Here is an 18,304-nt window from a genome sequence, read left to right as displayed (position 1 = left end):
AGCGTGAGACTCGTCAGTCCTCACGTTAAATTTATTCTTAACTATAAAATTATAGTGTAATAATTACAGTGGTGTTCCTCACGAGATCTTCAGATAGCTTCAACCTTCGTGGTGACGATATATACAATGCTTTGGTGGTGGAGGGCTTCAGAATGGTTAAGTGCGTTAGTGGGGAGTACTACGACGAGTCCGGTGGATTCCATGGGATTCCGTATTACACTGCCACCGATTGCCTCTGCGGTTTCTATGATTGGGGTTATGTGTGCGTTAAGGGCTCAGATCTAGAGATTACTGATTACCTGAGTGAGCTGGACCTCTACTTGTATGCTAAAAGCTTTCCAGGGGTCCTCATTGACAGGGTTGCGAACACGGCTGGCGATGAGAGTGTTGAGTACCTTGGGTTTGAACTTGTTGACAAGTTCGGCGGGGAGAGGGGCCTCAACATAGTGCTCGACCACAACCTCACACCTATTGACCATCACTTTATACTCTCGTGCAGATTATGGGACGTTATTGAGTGTGTAAGAAGTGTCAATAGCTGGATCTACGACCTGCTGGGGTTGATTAGCGAGGAAGGGGAGGCGATCCTGTCCAGGTGCTCACCACAGGATCTGGAGTTAGTCAGTTGCAGTATCTGCGGGGCTATCATGAAGAAGTACCTGTACAACCAGCACGTGAAGGGGCACGAGACTAAGGAGACTGCCGAGGAACTAGAACTGTTGCAAGGACTTCTCAGGATGGTGGAGGAGCCACCAACACTTGAAGAGATCATAGAAAACTTCCCTAAAGCTATAGGGAGGCATAGGGACGAAGTCCTTAAGTTACTCAGGGACAAGTGGTTAAGCTCCAGACACGCGGACGCCGTAGCTAACAACGTGAATAAGCACCTCGAGAGGATGGGAGAAGCCGTCGGCCTGCATAACATCGGCAAGTTGGTTGAAATGTGCAGACTACTACTTAGGGAGGTTCCGGATTACGCGCTGGATGAATTCATAATGAGGAAGACCGTTCTGCCAAGCATGCTCAGCGAGGCAGCCGTAAAGGAACTAACGATGAGACTCAAAACACGCGAGAGTGAGGATTATGACGAGGATTTCCATTGCATATAGGAAGGAAGGGGAGGGAGGCTAGGGCGAGAATCGGGTGCAGGGTTGGACAGCAGCTCTCAAATAGATAGATTTTAGACGTTCATTAGTATTTTATCTTGATGAGCATAGAGAAGCATCATACGATGAAAGAGGCCGACAGGATCCCCGGTGTAAGCGTTAGACGACATTCAGATCTGGGATAAGCAAGGATTAATTAGGTGCGCGAGGACGCCTGGAGGCAGGAGGAGAGTACCTGAAAGCGAGTTGAAAAGGCTCCTTGGAATAATTTAAAAAACTAAACACAATCCTCTTGGACAATACACACCTATTCTGGTTCAGTTGGGGGAGCCTAAAGCTGGCCGCGCATAAAGGACATATTACGATTCCGTTCAAGGTTCATGAACATTCAAGGAAGTTCATGCGCTGGCAGGTTAAAGGCTCAAGGCTTGTGAGATTTAATGTAATGAATACTATCTTCATGCCACTTTTAGAAAGACGGTTGAGGAGAGGAAGGCTGAAGGCATACTAGGTATCGATGTTAACGAGAGTAGCATAGAGCTGGCTGTCGTGAAGCCGAACAAGGTTAAGTTCATCAAGATAGATATCAGCTGAGGTGAAATACATTAGAGACAGATACTTCAGGAAGGGGAGAAGCATTCAGAGTAAGACTTCAGGGAAAACAAAGGCTGAGCTGTTAGCAAAGTATTCTGGAAGGGAAAAGCGGGGGATAAACAACATACTCCATAGAGCAACGAAGATTATAGCTGGTATAATCGCCGAAGAAAACGTTGAACCAGTAATGGATAAACTCACTCACATTAGGGGGAGGTAGGAAGATGAATAGGAGGCTTCACGCCATGTCGTTCAGAAGAATTCAGTCTTATATTCCCTAAAGGCTGTGGAGCGCTGCTTTAATCCTGAGATGGTTGATGCTGAGAACACTTCCAGGACATGCCCGATATGTGGGGAATTGAGTAAGCCGAATGAGCATGTCTTCAAGTGTAGGAAGTGCGGCCTCCAAGCAGATAGACACATTCTCGCTGCATGGAACATCGCCATGAAACGTTTAATGTGGGGTGCTTTACCGTTGCCTCCGAAAGCCCTCCATGAGCCTCAAACAATGGAGGTGAGAGGGAAGGGGCGAAAATCTATGAATCCCACAACTGTAACTGCTTGATGGACGCTCCTACGTCAAGCATTAAGCTAACGTGTCGAGCCTCGGGGAGGGAGTCGTCTTACAGCACTCAAGCGGAGCTACTCCATAGACCACCTACGTACTGACGTTTGAGGAGGCAGAGCCTATCTTCGTCAGTGAAGAGAAGAGACATCATTGATTCAGGAGAGCGTCGTGACATCATTCGCGATATAACTTATTAACGGGCTATTAAATTCATGTAATGATGATGAGGAGAAGGGACTGAACCGTGATTAGAGCTGTCTCAGCTGAAGTCGTGAGGCCGGATGAAGCCCCCCTTTGCGGTTGATCGCAATAGTCACCGCTCAAGATGAGTCTAAAACGCTTGTGTTTATTAAATCAAAGCATAGGTGTTGTTAGCGTGGTGTTAGCATGAGCTATAGTAAGTCTGCCCTCGCGGGGATATTTGCTGGACTGCTGAGCGGCGTTGTGATAGGGTTGCTTTATATCGCAGTTCTCTCCAGCCTAGTCAATGAACTGGTGATTGAACTCTCTAGGCAGATGTCATCAACTTACGGCGTGCCGTACGAGATCATATATGATCAGCTCTCCGGAACCACGTCAATCACTAACCTCATAGCCCCGTTTGTTTACCCACTTCAGTACGCTTTAATAGGCGCGATTTTCGGGCTCCTGCAACACTACCTAATGGTGAAGCTTAAAACCAGGTTAATGACCTCCGTACTGCTGACTGGGATTATATTTACTTCACTCCTCGGTTACATCCCGTTAATAGCCGTGCAGTATTTCGGAGGGCCCTTACTATCAGCCGTGATGGGGAAGCTAAGTCCTTCGATATACCTGTACTCAGGCCTCCAGGGAATTCTCTACACACTCTTCCTAATCATCATTCATCGCGTCAGAGGTCCCTGGAGTAGAGTGCTGGAGGCTAAGCCCTCAACGTATTAACAAAGTTCTTGAGGGTGATTACGCGTGCTTGTAGACTCGGTGATCGCGGCCTTCGTGGCCATTACCCCTGGGCTCGCTGGCCTAGCTTACATTCTTCGCCGAAGGAAGGTTGGGTGGCTCCTCCCCGTGTTAGGGGGTGGTGGGTGGTTGATCGCGTTACTGCTCAGAACCCCAGCATTGTATGTGAGCGCTAGCGTCCTCGAGAGGAGTACGTACTTGGTGATAGCTTCCTACATGGCTGGAGTCTTCGAGGAGCCTGTTAGATACCTTATACTCAGAAGCCCTGTAGTCAGGGACGATAAGGTAGGTAGTGCTGTAGTTTTAGGTTTAGGGTGGGGGCTTGTCGAGGCTTTGCTGCTGTACGTAATACCTGTCCTCACCTACAGCCACATGAGATACGGCCTCCTCGACCTGATGCCGGGGGCTGTAGAGAGGAATGTAGCCATTACCGCACATGTTGCTTTCTCAACGCTTGTAGCAAGATCCCTGAGTAACATTAAGTACCTCCTTCTGGCGGTAGTAACCCACGGGACGCTCAACATGGCTGGAGTGATGACGCTGGAGCTAACTAACAACCCCTGGTTAACGGAGGCCTCCCTGGCCTTGATCGTCACGGCATTAATTATATCCATCACGCTACAACGCAGTAGGATGACGCCTCCAGATTAGCTATGACCTCAGGAGCTTTGCTATGGTCTCCTCATACGGTTCTGTGGCAATGCCCTTCTCAGTTATTATCCCGCTCACTAAGTCCGGAGGAGTCACGTCGAAAGCGGGATTCATGGTCTTAACTTCAGGAACTGTTATCAAGAGTCTTCCAAGAATTCTGCGTACCTCATCCGGATCGCGTTCCTCAATAACCACCCCCTCAATTCTCCCCACAGGGTCTATGGTGGAGGTAGGGGCGGCGGAGTAAAAGGGTACTCCATGATGGTGTGCCAGAACGGCTATGGTGTAGGTTCCTATCTTGTTTATGACGTGTCCTGACGTGAGTATTCTGTCCGCACCTACCACCACCTTATTCACAAGGCCCTTACTCATGACGTAACCCACCATACTATCGCTGATTAAAGTCACTGGTATGCCTTCCCTCATGAGCTCCCACACGGTGAGGCGGGCTCCCTGAAGCATAGGTCTGGTCTCGGTAGCTATTACTTTAACCCTCTTCCCAGAGTACCATGCCGATCTAATGACGCCGAGGGCCGTTCCATAGCCGGCGGTGGCCAGAGACCCTGCATTGCAGTGTGTTAGTATAGTGTCCCCGTCCGCAATCAGTTTGCTACCCACCTCACCTATGGAGATGTTAACCCTCACGTCCTCCTCATATATTCTAAGAGCTTCGCCTATGACGCTCCCACGTAACTCCTCAACACTACCATACCTCCTGAGCACCACATCCTTCATCCTGTTAAGGGCCCAGAAGAGATTGACGGCGGTCGGCCTAGTCCTTGAGAACCTCTCTATGGATTTAAGTAATTCAGACCTAAGCCCCTCCAGGTCGCCGACGTACTTGCTCGCCGCCAGGGCGACGCCGAAAGCTGCTGCCACACCTATGGCTGGAGCCCCTCTGATCTCCATACTCTCTATGGCTTTAGCCAGCCTCTCGTACTCTTCCGTCTCCAGGTACTCCTCCTCCCAAGGCAACTTCAGGGTGTTCAACCACCTGACTCTACCGTCAATCCACTCTATGGCCTTAACTCGCAGAGACACGTCAAACACCAAATTACAAGTTTAAATACCTGCTTTTATAGAGTGAGCTAACACAGCTTGAGGAAGCTGGTTGAAGTAATCCCATCCATGACTGGGGATAGATGTCCACCAGCCTGTTCTACGGCTGCGGGGAGGGTGTTAGCCCTTGACTGCGTGGGTGGAAGGTCTGAAGGAACGATTAATTAGTCTTAAAGATGTTATAACACATTAGTGGGGTGCTGAGCAGGTGGAGAGATCAGTTAAGATCGTTGGGGTCAAGGACGGGAAACTGCTCGTCAAGGGACCTCCGGATCTCTTTGCTGAGTCAAGGGTAGGATCGAGAACCCCTGAACAAGTCATCTTCATATTGGATTTAGTTGAGCTAGCATATCTCGTATATGCCAAGGAGTGTGAAGTCGTGGATGTTGATGAGCGCAATCTCAGATTGGAGGACATCTTCTCCAAGTATTCGCAGAGTAGGTATGATTGGATTAAATTCACCACGTTCACCGACCTAAGGGGGAGGGGCAGGGTTGCACTACCTGGTTACGGTGAGAACATACTTCTCTTCGAGATGAAGGGACAGAAATACGCGGTCTACGTAGTAGAGGAAAACTCCCCCCTCGACACTAAGGAGTTAATGTCGTGGATCGAGAGCGCCCTACTGAAGAATCTGGAGCCCCTCCTAGCACTCGTGGACGCCAACGGGGATGTGACTTACTACACCTTAAGAATATGCAGGGTAGAGGATTTAATGGTGTAGGCCATGAAGATCCCGCTGGAACCGGTTAGGGGAATGAGGGACTTAACGCCTCCTGAGTCAGACTGTCTGGAGTACCTTGGGAGCACCTTCGCGAACGTTGCCAGTAAGTACGGATATGAGCTGGTCATCCTGCCTACAGTGGAGTTTTTCGAACTGTTCGCCATCAAGTCAGGCCCCGAGATTAAGAGGAGCATGTATGTGTTCGCCGATAAGGGAGGACGGCAGGTTTGCCTGCGACCTGAATTCACAGCAGGGGTTGCCAGGGCTTACCTCAGGTTAATGCGCAATAGACCGAAGCCTGTTAAGCTCTTCTACGTCGGGTCAGCGTTCAGGTACGAGGAGCCCCAAGCAGGTAGGTATAGGGAGTTCTTCCAGGCGGGTGTGGAGTATTTAGGCGACTCATCCATCTATGCAGATATTGAGTTACTACTCCTGATAAGAGACTACTACAGGGCGGTAGGTCTCACAGGCTACAAGGTGAAGATGGGGACGATAGCGATCTACAGGAACCTCTTCAGTGAGTGGGGAATACCTGAGGAGACTCAAGACCTAATAATACACTACCTCGACAAGAGGCAACTGGATGACGCGCTGAAGCTTGTTAAGCGGTATAGCATGTCAGGCGCCCCAATAATCGAGGAGCTGAGCACGGTGAGCTCCCCGGAGCCTGATGAGATCAGAAACCTCGTGGATCGAGTTGGATTAAGTAGGGAGTCCCTCGAGGAGGTGGAGAGGCTTATTAAAGTGTTGGAGATCGTTAAGGGTCTCGGCGTTAGCGAGCCCTACATAGACTTAGGCTTCGCCAGAGGACTAGCGTACTACACAGGCTTCATATTCGAGATAACGGTTCCCGACGCGGGCTTCAGCATAGGGGGTGGCGGTAGGTACGATAAGCTAGTCTCGCTATACGGTAGTGAGGATCTACCTGCCACGGGCTTCGCCCTAGGACTGGATAGACAGCTCCTTGTGCTCAGGAGTAAGGGCTGGAGCCCGCCCAGGAGGTACGTCAAGACCGCCCTGATAGTCCTCGATGCGGACATAACATATGTGGATAGAGTAGCAACTACGTTTAGGGAGCTCGGGCACTCCGTGGACGTTAAGGTAACCACTAAGAAGAGAATGAGCGATGTCCTAAGTGATGTCTCAGGAGGGGATTACGAGTATGCAGTCTTCATAGGGGAGAAGGAGGTCAAGGAAGGGTTGGTTAGTGTGAAGAACCTGAGGAGGAAGGCCCAGAAAGTTCTCAGGCTGGAAGGACTTAACGCGGGTGATCTTCCTTGAATGGTCAGGGCGGAGTTAGGGACGTAAGGCTCTGGAAGGGGATGCTCGTACAGGATTTAGTAAGGCTCTACGGCGATATACACGGGTTCACGGCATCTAGCCTTTACGAGGCGTGTGAGGTGCTTAGGGAAGGCGTCAAGAGAGCTGATCTGAAGTTTCTTTCATTCACAGGCAATTTAGTAGCTACTGGGCTTAGGGGGGTTATAGCCCAGCTGATAGATGAAGGGTTCTTCAACGTGGTGATCACCACTTGCGGCGCTCTAGATCACGATATAGCTAGATCTGTAGGCGGCTCCTACCTGAAGGGCTCCCTGGACGCCGATGACGTGAGGCTTGAGGAGGAGGGGATTCACAGGTTAGGCAATATCTTCATACCTAAGGATTCATATGGACCCCCTGTTGAGGCGTTCGTCCAGAACCTAATGCGCAAGGCTTCCCTCATGAAGGAAGAGTGGGGCGTGAGGGAGCTCGCTACGTTGGCAGGCGAGGAGTTGAGGGGCGTGACCAACTCTATACTGGGGGCTGCCAGCAGGAGGGGGGTTCCCATATATGTGCCCGGCGTGGTCGATGGAGCATTCGGAACCAGCCTCTTCATACAGTCGCAGTTCACTAGGTTTAGGTTGAACCTACTGAAGGATATGAAGGAGCTCTCCGACCTGGTCTTCCAATCCAGGGTCAGCCTAGCGTTGGTTCTTGGGGGAGGTATAAGTAAGCACCATACGATCTGGTGGAATCAGTTCAAAGGCGGTCTGGACTACGCTGTCTACGTAACCACCGCTGTCGAATGGGACGGTAGCCTCAGCGGGGCTAGAAGTAAGGAGGCCATAAGCTGGGGTAAGATAAAGCCTAACGCAAGGCACGTGACTGTCTACGGCGATGCTACACTCATACTCCCGTTGCTGGCGACCTGCATGATCGACTCCACGTGAGCACGCTACGTTAGCTCAACCCTTATAAGTTATTCTAGCTAGAGATTTGAGGTGGGGAGAATGGACGAGGTATTAAGCGTTGAGAAATTTAGAGCGCTATCGCCTTCAGAGTTCTTTTACCGCAACAAGGAAATCGCCGGCTTCAGCAATCCTGCGAGAGCCCTGTACCAGACTGTGAGGGAACTGGTCGAGAACGCGCTCGACGCCACGGACACTCACTATATACTCCCGGATGTGAAGGTGATAGTGAAGTCCGAAGGCCCTGGAGTTGGGGGTGTGGACGTTAAGGCCGATGCGGGCGAGAGCTATGAGGGAAACCTGTACAGCATCCAAGTTGAGGACAACGGGATCGGCCTGCCACCGCAGCACGTGCCGAAAGCCTTTGGGCAACTACTATACAGCTCTAAGTACGTCCTAAGACAGTCGCGGGGCATGTTCGGCTTAGGCGCTAAGATGGCCATCCTATACGGGCAGATAACTACTGGAAGACCTGCAGAGATAATCACGTCACAGATACTGTCTAAGAAGATCTACTACTTCAAGGTAAGCATAGACATAGCTAGCAACTCCCCCTTAATTCATGAATACTCTATTCTTTCCAAGAACACGGACTGGCACGGGACCGCCGTTAAGGTTTACCTGATAGGAGACTGGCAGAGGTCTAAGCAGAAGGTCTACGACTACCTCAAGAGAACTGCCGTGATAGCGCCGTATGCTAACATATATTTCGAGGATCCTGATGGCGACATAGTTATGTTCAAGAGGTCGACGGAGGAGATGCCGGCACCGCCGCGCGAGGTCAAACCACATCCCTACGGGGTTGACATTGAGTTACTTAAGAGGATGCTCTCCGACACTACTGCCGGCACTTTGAAGGACTTCCTTATTAAGGAGTTCCAGAACGTTGGAGAATCCACGGCGCTGAAGATAGTGGAGGCTGCGGGACTTAAGCCTGACCTCAAACCATCCGAAGTAAGCATAAACGACATAGCGGAGCTCATTAAAGGTGTTAAAGCCGTTAAAATTAAAGCACCGTCAGGCAGGCACCTCTCGGCACTAGGTGAGAAGTTGATAGAGATCGGTTTGAGGGAAACGCTGAGGCCTGAATTCGCGGCGGCGACAACTAGAAACACCAACGTTTACGAAGGACACGCGTTCGTGGTTGAGGCTGGGATAGCCTACGGCGGTAAGATACCGTTATCGGAGAGCCCCATACTGCTTAGATACGCTAACAAGATACCTCTCCTCTACGATGAGTCGGCGGACGTTATGCGCAAAGTCATCGACAGGATTGAGTGGAACAGATACGGCGCTCCAAGACCGTCACCTCTGGCGGTGTTAATACACATATGCAGTACGAAGGTACCTTATAAGGGCGTGGGTAAGGAGGCCGTCGCCGACGTCCCTGAGGTGGAGAAGGAGATAGAGCTAGCAGTGAGGGATGTAGCGAGGAAGCTGAAAGCCTACCTTTCCATGAAGGCGAAGGAGTATGAGGAAGCTGAAAGGGCTGTGAGCATAGCTAAGTACATACCGGACGTCACCCGCGCGCTCCTCAAACTTTCTGACGGTAAGGTTAGGCAGGAGGACGTGGAGAGGGAGTTACTGAACCTACTTAACAGGAAACTCACTCTACTTAAGATCAAGTCCCTTAAGGATGTCGTGATTGAGGTGAGTTAATCATGACTCATGAACCGCGCCTGACTAGGAAGGATGTTGAAGCCCGTAGCAAAGCAATGGAGATACTGAAGAGCAAGTTCATAGCCCTAGTTGATGAGGTAATGGCCGGCAGGGCGCCTACTCTAGTAATACGGAAGAGGACGCTGACCAACACCATATACGATGAAGTGAACGGGTTGCTCAGACTAGGTAATGAGACTCTTAAGAGAAGCTTCTTAAACGTGGGTGAATCTAAGAAATTTATGCAGACTCTCCTCATAGCAAGCATAATATATGAGGCGCTCAAAAACAATGAGTACCCAACGATAAGAGATCTGTACTACAGGGGAAAGCACACAATCAAGTACCGTGATCTAGTAACGCGTAAGGTTAAAGAGGAGAATACGTGGGAAGAGCAGAAAGAGTCTGACGCCGTGATACGCGATCTTGAAGTGTTCATCGACATGCTCAGAGAGGACATGTTAATACTTAGTAAGGAGAAAGGCAAGATAGTTGGTAACATGAGGATCAGGTCGGGGGACGATGTTATAGACTTGAGTAAGATGGGGCATGGCGCTTACTCCATAGAGCCCACCCCAGACCTCATAGAGTTCCTGGACTACGACGCTGAGTACGTCTTAGTGGTTGAGAAGGACGCCGTATTCCAGCAACTACATAGAATAGGCTACTGGAAGACCAATAGGGCACTACTAGTTACTAGTGCCGGACAGCCGGACAGAGCGTCCAGAAGATTTGTTAGAAGACTGAATGAGGAACTGAAACTTCCGGTGTACATTCTAACCGATAGTATCCCGGCCGATGAGGTAGTGGTGGTGAGGGATCCGATGAACATGGAGGTAAAGATAGGGCCTGTCGAAGAACTAACTAAGAACTACTTCTCCGACTTGGAGATGGAGAGATCCGAAGCCCCCCTGGAGGTGCTTTCATGGAGTCCTGCTACAGGGAGAATCACGTGGTCCCCCATTGCCTACATATATAGGCATGCGGTAAAAGAACCGATACTGAGGATAGAGACTAAAGGTCGTGGAGTGATTAGAGTTACCAAAGCGCACTCTCTCTTCGTGTTTAGGAATGATAAGGTGGAGGTCATTCCAGCCAAGGATGTGAAGCCTGGTGATTTCATAATCGTGGCCAAGCGATTGCCTACCCCAACAAGGTCCGATAACCCAGTTATAGTCATGGCCGAACTACTAAGAAGATCCGTCCAAAGACTCCCTAAGAGGTTTAAATTACTCAACACCCCCAAACTGCTCCTCGTAAACGGGCGTGAAGTCGGGCTTGAGGAGGCCTCTGACGAGGATCTATATAGTGCTGAATCACTCAACCTTTCTAGGTCAAGATGTCCCATCCCGAATAGAGTAGAGGTGGACGAGGATTTGGCATGGCTTATGGGCCTCTATACGGCAGAAGGCGGCAGGGAGGGTGATAGATGCCTTACGTTCAACCTTGATCTCAGGCAACGTGAGATCGCTGAAAGAGTTGCTGGGATCTTGAAGAAGAAATTCGGTGGGCAGGTTAAAGTAAGCGTCGACGAAATGAAGGGCCGGTTAAAAGTGGTGGTTGCTTCCAGAATATTGCGCGTGGTCTTCGAAGAGCTGAGGTTAATCGGAACAGCTAGGGATAAACGTGTACCCAACATTATACTCAATTCACCTAGAAGCGTCGTCCTAGCCTATCTGAAGGGTCTTATAGATGGAGGCGGATATGTTGACGAGTCCGGGAGCATTGTCTATTCAACTCGAAGTCCTATATTAGCACGTCAGGTTTTCCTCCTGCTTCAATTCCTCCACGTTAATCCAGAATTAGTTCAAAGTAGGGCTGACCATGTTATAAGTATTAGCAGGAGTTCCCACCTAACACCGCCTGAAGTGTACAAGTACTTATCTGGTGAAGAGTCGGCATTGCACTGCGAATTACTAACTGAACAGATTCACGGTTTACCCGCTAGTGAGGCACCTGAGAAGGAACTAACAAAGTCAACGATCGAGGGATTAACCTCGTACTCCTTGGATGGTGGCACCATCTACAACCTCCTTCTAGGCGATGATGCAGCGGTAGTAAAGGTGGAGACCGTCAGGGAAGAGAGTTACGAAGGTTACGTTTACGATTTCGCCGTACCCGGCGGTAATTCGTTCATAGGCGGGTTCGGCGTTGTGTACCATAACAGCGATCCTTACGGGTGGTATATCTACAGCGTATTTAAGGTAGGATCTATAACGCTCTCGTACGAGAGTGAGAGGTTGGCCACCCCTCAAGCAAGGTTCTTGGGAGTAATGATGTCAGATATTTACGGATCCCTCGAACTAGGCAAGAAGCCCTACCTGACCGAGAGCGAGAGAAGGAACTACATCATTAAAGCCAAGGACATGGATGTTAAGAGAGCCAAGGAATTAATGAATTACAAGTGGTTTAGAATGCCACGCTGGAAGGCAGAAATAGAAATATTTATGAACACTCGATCAAAGCTCGAGATAGAGGCCCTAACCAGCAAGGGACTCAGGTTTTTGGCTGAAAAGTACCTGCCCGATAAAGTTGAGGCCGGTGATTGGATTGCTTGACTTAAAAGCTAGTGGAGTGCCCGAGGTGCTGAAGAGCATAAACTCCAGAATAGATCAGACAATGCTCAAGCACGACAAGGACATCGATGAGTATCTGAGGTTTGCCGAGGAATCCGATAAATACTCGTTCAGAGCCCTGGTAGTCCCCTCCACAGTAGTTCACCATATAACGCCTGTCGTCAGGACCTCAGTAGCAGGGGTGGCAGGCTTCCCCTACGGCTATCACCCGGTGAGTGCCAAGGTAAAGGAGATTGAACTCATAGGAAGCGCTGGGGGGAAGGAGGTGGATGTAGTCCTAAACATCGTCAACGTGAAGTCCAAGAGATTTGAGGAAGTCGACGCTGAAGTGAGGGAGTTAGTCGAGAGTGCGAGGAGCGTAGGTTTAGGTATTAAGATTATAGTTGAGACCAGTGCTTTAACAGACGAGGAACTTGCTAGGGTGTGTGAGATATTGCTGAGACATAGGCCGGACTTCATAAAGACGAACACAGGCTTCGGCTCAAGGGGCGTCAGCCCTAGGGACGTGGTCCTTATCAAGAAGTTGGTCGGCGGAGAACTCAGGATTAAGGCGTCAGGAGGCGTAAGGAACGCTATGGAAGCCCTCAATCTTGTGTTGCTTGGGGCTGATGTGATAGGGACAAGCTCGGGGGTGGAGATAATTAAGGACAGAGATAGAATATTGGAGCTGATCCTCACACAGGGTGGGAATGCCGCACCTGAGCCCGGGCGTGGAACTCGATCCGACTGAAACCTCAACCTGTGATTACCAAAAACCTGCGGGCTCGTGGAGGAACCCAATCCCTCAGAGCGAGATCAGACGCCCATTCTGGCAACATAACGCGTTAAGTCCGTTAAGGTCGCTATACCTTTAACTAGACCCTCACGGCTCATGATGATGACGGCTCTGACGTGCCTCTCAAGCATTAACGATGCCGCCGTTCCTACGGTATCTTCCGCGCTTAATGCAGGGATTAAAGGCCTCATGACGTCTCTCACCGTCACGTTCTTCAGGGAGGTCTTAGAGCCAGAATCTCCAACTACGTTCATCAAGCTGACAAGCGCATCTAAGATCTCGTCAAGGGTTATAATCCCTACCACCCTATCCTCCTCGCTGGTCACTGGAAGTGAAGAATAGCCTTCCTCCACCATCAGCTTCCTGGCTACAAGTATGGAGTTAGTGTCTTTGATTGTAGTCACGTCCCGGGTCATGATCTCCGAGAGCGGTATGGGGACTCTGCTAAGCGCTTTAGCGATATCCCACTTTGTCAGCAAGGCAACCACGTCCCTACCCTCAAGCACTGGGAGACTGCTTATGTTCTTCTCAATCATGATGTTGGCAGCCTTGTTCAGAAGCACCTCCCCTTTAACAGTTATTAATGGCGAGTTCATCACGGAGGACACATGCAACACTGACACCGGGTACCTCCTCACCCTACTGGTGGCAACTTTAGTAACTATGTCCTTCTTAGTGACTATACCCTCAGGGAGGCCCTCCCTGTATATCAGCGCTCTGTCGGTGCCTCTCCTACCCATCTCCTTGATTAAACTTACCAGAGACTCGTTCTTACTTACCTTTAGAAACTCCTTCGAAGCTACCTCCTTAACTAGGAGTAGAGAATCCATGCACTACACCTGCTTCAGGGCGTTGAGGATATCATGTTTGGTCAGCAGTCCTATGAGGTTGCCTCCTTCATTAACCACCGGCAACGTCCCTATTCTATTCTTAGTCATGATATCAGCAGCTATTGAGAGGTCCTCATTAGGCTTCACGGTTATGGGATCTGGTGTCATGACGTCACCGGCTATTGGAAGCGAGTATACACGGACAACGCCCTCGAAACCTCTGCCGCTGATACCACGTTTCTTGATGAACTTCAACCTGCCAGTGCTGAGCAGGCCCTCTATATTCATGAACATCACGTCAGACTTCGTCACAACCCCCACAGGCTTATCCTTCTCAACTACGACCACCTTACCTATCCCGCTCTCGTTCATCAAGTCAATCACATAGAATATTGAGTGGGAGAGCGACACCACTGGCGGGCTCTTATTCATGAAGTCCTTTACCTCATACCTGCCATGGTACTTCTCAGCGTAAGCCCTCACAAGGTCGGCTCTAGTCACTATCCCTATGAGCTTCTGGTCCTTATCTAGAACCAGTAGGGAACCAATGTTCCTCTTAATCATTATCTGAGCTACTGCTTTAATGGTTCTGTTGTCCCTAACGGCCAGCACTGGAGTGGTCGCTATCTCGTAAGCGAAGAGCATTTCGAGGGGTTTTATATATTTCTTCCGATTATATAGTATACGGACGAAGTCGCTCTTGCTTATTATACCATAAATGGTCTCCATGTCCTCCTCAGTGATCACGACCTTACCTATCTTGTGTCTAATCATCAAATTCCTGATGTGAGCTAAGTTATCGCTCTTCTTAGCCGTTATGACTGGACTACTCATGTATGATGTGACTCTGGGAGGCATCTCAACCAACCACCAATCCGTAAATAACGTCCCTCTCAGTTATTATACCTGTAACCACTCCGTTTTCAACCACCAGCAGGGACGACGTTGCAGTCTTGACTATCATCGACGCAGCCTCGCCTAAATCTGCTTGAGGATCTATAACGAACACCTCCGTGTTCATGACATCCGGAATCCTCAATGATGCGAGCTCACTCAAGAACCCGTATTTCAGCATCCCATACACCTTATGCGTCCCTATCAAGTCTATCACATCCTTCCACGTAATCATACCCCTCAGCGATTCACCGTCTATCACCGGCAACCTCCTGATCCCCAAAGACACCATCATCTTCATAGCCTCCCCCAACGAGGCAGTGCTGGGAATCGTGATGACCTCCTTACTCATCACCTTACACACCGGAATGCCCACATACTTAATAGAGAGGTACTTCATTATCTCAAACTCTGTTAACACACCCACATACATCTCGTTGCTTGTCACTGGGACCGCCCCCAACCCGTAGTTGACCATCAACTCAAGCACCCTATAGAGCGGTGTATTTACATCAACCTTCAACGGGTTCTCATGCATCACCTTACCAGCAGGGACGTTGAGGGCCTCGTGAATGGTGTCTAGCCCGGACGCTTTAACTAAGTTGTGTTTGGGCCCGCCGCCCAGATAATCTATTAAATCCATGGCTGTGAGAACACCCACCACCTCACCACCTCCGGAAGCCACCGATATCAACCGCGAGTTATGCTTGCTCATGAGCTCGCACACTCTAAGTATCGTGGACGAGGTGTTCACCGACGGCACGTCCCTCCTAACGATAGGGCTTAACTCGGGCTCCCTCTCATAGACCCTGTCCTTAAAGTTTGGCCTGCCGTCACTCCGCAACCACCTGTTCTTCTCACGCAACCTACGTGGGGTGTAAACCTTAACCAACCTCACAGACCCCCTAAATAATTATTACACAGGTCACTCCTGTCAACGATCCCCACCAGGACTCCGATGTCGTTGACTATAGGTACCCTACCGAAGTCATTCTTAACCATCATGAGTAGCGCATCACGTGCCTTATTATATGGTTTAAGAGTCACTGCCGGGGAGGTCATAGCCTCCTTAACCCTGGGCCCCACGCGAGGCCCTGACTCGGACTCAAGCTCTATCCTTGTGTAACCCTTCCTAAGCAAGTCATGTTGCGTTATTATACCGACCACCACTCGATCTCTGCCCCTGACGACCGGAAAGCCTGCATACTTGAGTGTTAGCATTTTCCTCCAGACCCTACTGATGAAATCCTCCGGACTCACATACTCAACCTCGGTGGTCATGATCTCGGATATGCGTTTCTCATGAGTTTTAACGTCAGCGGACAGGACCTCACGTAGGAAGGAATCAAGCGAAAGCATGCCAACGTACCTCCCAGTAGACTCGTTCACCACTGGTACGTACCACTCGTCAAACTCAATCATAGCCCTGAAAGATTTAGTAGCGTCTTCATCGGTCTTGAAGACCAGTGGCGAGTTCTCCATGACCTGAGAAACCAACACGTCGGACTTAGTCGAGGCCACGCCGAGCACGTGCTCCCTCCTGAGAAGACCCTCTAGGAAACCCCCCTCCCTAACCACGGGAACCACCCTTAAACTCAGGTCACGCATGAGGGCTCTAGCACGCGTAAGCGGAGTTTCAGGGTGCACTCTAGGATAATTAGGATGTGTAAGAGACCCAACTTTCAAACTCACACCAATTAACTATATGCTTACCCAGAAAATATACTTTCAGCTTAAGTGGTTGGCGTGCTCACAACTTACTGGTTGTGACCTCAACGATTTTAGACGGGCCCGGCACGTGCTTAACTACCTCATCGACCCTCAGATCCTCCACCAAATAGTCCGTCTTCTCAATCAGCTCGATGAACTCAGCAGCTACCTTACTCGGGCTCTCATCCCCTGGCTCCAGTGTAATCAGGGCAACGCATCTACCTCTCAGTAGCTCGGCCGGACCCACGACTATCTCATAGTACCTCCCATCAATAACTTGAAGACCTACGGAGATCCTCAATCTAACACCCTTTATGAAGTTTTTCTTACCATAAATCATGAAGGATCCTCTGGGCAGGTACTGACCCGGTGGAGCTGCGGTGCTTACCTGGGAGCCCTTCACCCAAAAAACATCCACTGAGGGGAGGGATTCCCTCCACGCCCTACTATATGACGCTGCCAGGGAGGCGACATCAAGCAGATCCTCCTCTGAGGGTTCTGCACCGCCAGTGAAAACGAGAAAGACAGGCGCCCCGTGAATGTCGGCATGCATGAATATGTCCCCCTCCCTTAAGAATTTACGGATTATCTTCTCATTCTGCCCGGCGTCCCTGCCCCCTATTGCTAGGAATCCGTTCCTGGTAACGACCCACCGAAAGACATGATACCATTGGAACCTTCTTACCAGGGGCTTCTTCCTCAGCCTGCCCTCCACTCTTAACTCAGCCTCACGCAACCTCGCCTCGAGAGCCTCTAGACTCTGTTTAGTCCTGCCTAGCTTACTCTCCAGGCTTTTCAACTCTTTCACTAGTTCAAAGTATTGCGTCTTAAAGTCCTTCACCACAGTGAAGTTGAGGATCTTACCCTCCAGATCTACTCTGTAGACTCCGGTACTTGCGTCATACCCGGCGATGCCGCATGAAGCCACAGCCCCCCAGCCTTCACCTCTCACCTTACTTGATACACATAGCCAAACACCCTCCAGCAGAGCGTAGTTCTCTTGAACGAGCCTCAGAGCTTCGCTTAACTCACTGTAGGTCTTTAGCAACTTCTCATACTCTGCGCGCGCCTTACTTAAGGTAATTTCCACCCTCGACCTCCCCCCCACCTCATCAGAGGCCTCGCGACCTACCTTAACGAAGAACTCGTCGACCGCTTCGTTGAATGTATTGAAATAGTGGATGTTGCAACCCTCTCCCAACTTCCTAGGGATGAAGGGATGGAATGAGACGTAATCCCCGCCACAGGACACTATGATTGGCTTAGGGTTCTCGATGACAGTGCTTATGAATGACTTAAGAGATTCCTGGACGAACCGCAACTCTTCAGTGCTTAAGGACCTCGACGATCTAGCCCTGATACTTTCCTCCAGAACCTCATTAACTACCTCTGGAGGAATTCCGAAAACCCTTACGAGAACCCTGCCTAAGTCCCCCTCCTCATCACGTACTTTAGTAGCAAATTCCTCACTACTAACCAGCCTTACGTCAGGAAATGCTGGGGGGTATTCATACTGAACACCGGGTCTTATCATCCTGTCCTTAGTCTTCAGGTCTGTGGTGCTGATGAGTATCCTTCCAGTCGGGTCCGTAAGTACGATGACTCCCCTAGGTAGGAGCTCTGCGGTGAGCCTCAAATAACCCTCCCGCCCCCTGAGACCGAGCACCATAATCCTCTCAAAGGCGTACTGCGAGACTTCAGTCACCGTGCATCCCCTCAGGTAACGTCTGAAGAGCACGACCCTGCCTGAAGAGCTGCCTGAAATGAAGTGAGTAGTTAGACAGACCCTCAAACCCGCTTCAACCACTAGGAAAGCGTGCCTTCCATCTCTGAGAATAAGTTTAAGAAGTAGCGAGTCACCGCTCAACTGGAACACGTTATCCACCCTTGAGCCTAACAGCACCGCACCTAACTCCTTAGTCAGGACGGCCACATCCAACGAGCTTAGAGCCCTCTTGATCCTCACCTGAGCCACCTCCCAGTGCTCG

15 protein-coding genes and 4 pseudogenes are annotated in these 18,304 nt (G+C 50.2%); 13 read left to right on the top strand and 6 right to left on the bottom strand.

The features are described from left to right. Window positions 1-71: 71 nt before the first annotated feature. The 5 genes and pseudogenes from QW772_01475 to QW772_01455 all read left to right on the top strand — a co-directional run bounded on the left by QW772_01475 (window position 72) and on the right by QW772_01455 (window position 3,861). Entirely contained in the window at window positions 72-1,109 is a 1,038-nt protein-coding gene (locus QW772_01475) for a hypothetical protein (GenBank protein ID MEM0037591.1), read from the top strand. A 95-nt stretch (window positions 1,110-1,204) separates the two neighbouring features. Further along, window positions 1,205-1,373: pseudogene (locus QW772_01470) on the top strand (helix-turn-helix domain-containing protein). Between the two features lie 328 nt (window positions 1,374-1,701). Further along, a complete protein-coding gene (locus QW772_01465) occupies window positions 1,702-1,920 on the top strand; it encodes a hypothetical protein (GenBank protein ID MEM0037590.1) in 219 nt (72 codons plus the stop codon). Window positions 1,921-2,655: 735 nt separating this feature from the next. Continuing rightward, window positions 2,656-3,192: a hypothetical protein gene (locus QW772_01460; protein MEM0037589.1), complete on the top strand. Its 537-nt coding sequence runs from the start codon at window positions 2,656-2,658 to the stop codon at window positions 3,190-3,192. 24 nt (window positions 3,193-3,216) lie between these two features. Then, window positions 3,217-3,861 carry a YhfC family glutamic-type intramembrane protease gene (locus QW772_01455; GenBank protein MEM0037588.1) on the top strand — a complete coding sequence of 215 codons (645 nt, stop codon included), beginning with the start codon at window positions 3,217-3,219 and terminating at the stop codon, window positions 3,859-3,861. Here the strand turns inward: QW772_01455 and mtnA are convergent, their stop codons facing one another. After that, window positions 3,862-4,902 (bottom strand): S-methyl-5-thioribose-1-phosphate isomerase, encoded by a 1,041-nt coding sequence (gene mtnA, locus QW772_01450; protein MEM0037587.1) that lies wholly within the window; start codon window positions 4,900-4,902, stop codon window positions 3,862-3,864. A gap of 226 nt (window positions 4,903-5,128) precedes the next feature. Between mtnA and QW772_01445 the strand changes: the two genes are divergently transcribed. The 8 genes and pseudogenes from QW772_01445 to deoC all read left to right on the top strand — a co-directional run bounded on the left by QW772_01445 (window position 5,129) and on the right by deoC (window position 12,837). Continuing rightward, on the top strand, window positions 5,129-5,644 hold the full coding sequence (locus QW772_01445; protein MEM0037586.1) for a hypothetical protein: 516 nt from the start codon (window positions 5,129-5,131) through the stop codon (window positions 5,642-5,644). 3 nt (window positions 5,645-5,647) lie between these two features. Beyond that, complete coding sequence (hisS, locus tag QW772_01440; GenBank protein MEM0037585.1) at window positions 5,648-6,925, top strand: histidine--tRNA ligase; 1,278 nt, start codon at window positions 5,648-5,650, stop codon at window positions 6,923-6,925. Continuing rightward, complete coding sequence (locus tag QW772_01435; GenBank protein ID MEM0037584.1) at window positions 6,922-7,854, top strand: deoxyhypusine synthase; 933 nt, start codon at window positions 6,922-6,924, stop codon at window positions 7,852-7,854. Before hisS ends, QW772_01435 begins: the two co-directional genes overlap by 4 nt. 60 nt (window positions 7,855-7,914) lie before the next feature. Then, entirely contained in the window at window positions 7,915-9,531 is a 1,617-nt protein-coding gene (locus QW772_01430) for a DNA topoisomerase VI subunit B (protein ID MEM0037583.1), read from the top strand. 2 nt (window positions 9,532-9,533) lie between these two features. Next, a pseudogene (locus QW772_01425) lies at window positions 9,534-10,319 on the top strand (DNA topoisomerase VI). A gap of 36 nt (window positions 10,320-10,355) precedes the next feature. Next, window positions 10,356-11,690: pseudogene (locus tag QW772_01420) on the top strand (LAGLIDADG family homing endonuclease). 3 nt (window positions 11,691-11,693) lie between these two features. After that, window positions 11,694-12,089, top strand: a pseudogene (locus QW772_01415) (DNA topoisomerase VI). A 25-nt stretch (window positions 12,090-12,114) separates the two neighbouring features. Continuing rightward, the gene (gene deoC, locus QW772_01410; protein MEM0037582.1) at window positions 12,115-12,837 is read left to right on the top strand and encodes a deoxyribose-phosphate aldolase; all 723 of its coding nucleotides are present in this window, start codon (window positions 12,115-12,117) and stop codon (window positions 12,835-12,837) included. A 65-nt stretch (window positions 12,838-12,902) separates the two neighbouring features. On the opposite strand, the gene QW772_01405 is transcribed toward deoC, so the two are convergent. Genes QW772_01405 through rqcH form a run of 5 tightly spaced genes read right to left on the bottom strand, consistent with a single transcriptional unit; the run spans window position 12,903 to window position 18,282 of the window. Further along, window positions 12,903-13,712: a CBS domain-containing protein gene (locus QW772_01405; GenBank protein MEM0037581.1), complete on the bottom strand. Its 810-nt coding sequence runs from the start codon at window positions 13,710-13,712 to the stop codon at window positions 12,903-12,905. Between the two features lie 3 nt (window positions 13,713-13,715). After that, entirely contained in the window at window positions 13,716-14,570 is an 855-nt protein-coding gene (locus QW772_01400) for a CBS domain-containing protein (GenBank protein ID MEM0037580.1), read from the bottom strand. Window position 14,571: 1 nt separating this feature from the next. After that, a complete protein-coding gene (locus QW772_01395; GenBank protein MEM0037579.1) occupies window positions 14,572-15,498 on the bottom strand; it encodes a CBS domain-containing protein in 927 nt (308 codons plus the stop codon). A 2-nt stretch (window positions 15,499-15,500) separates the two neighbouring features. Beyond that, on the bottom strand, window positions 15,501-16,298 hold the full coding sequence (locus tag QW772_01390; protein MEM0037578.1) for a CBS domain-containing protein: 798 nt from the start codon (window positions 16,296-16,298) through the stop codon (window positions 15,501-15,503). A 58-nt stretch (window positions 16,299-16,356) separates the two neighbouring features. Beyond that, on the bottom strand, window positions 16,357-18,282 hold the full coding sequence (gene rqcH / locus QW772_01385) for a ribosome rescue protein RqcH (GenBank protein ID MEM0037577.1): 1,926 nt from the start codon (window positions 18,280-18,282) through the stop codon (window positions 16,357-16,359). Window positions 18,283-18,304 lie beyond the last annotated feature (22 nt).

The organism is Zestosphaera sp., assembly GCA_038727705.1.
GTDB lineage: Archaea > Thermoproteota > Thermoprotei_A > Sulfolobales > NBVN01 > Zestomicrobium.
Note: the sequence above shows the minus strand (reverse complement) of the source record. Positions and strands in the feature narration are given on the sequence as shown.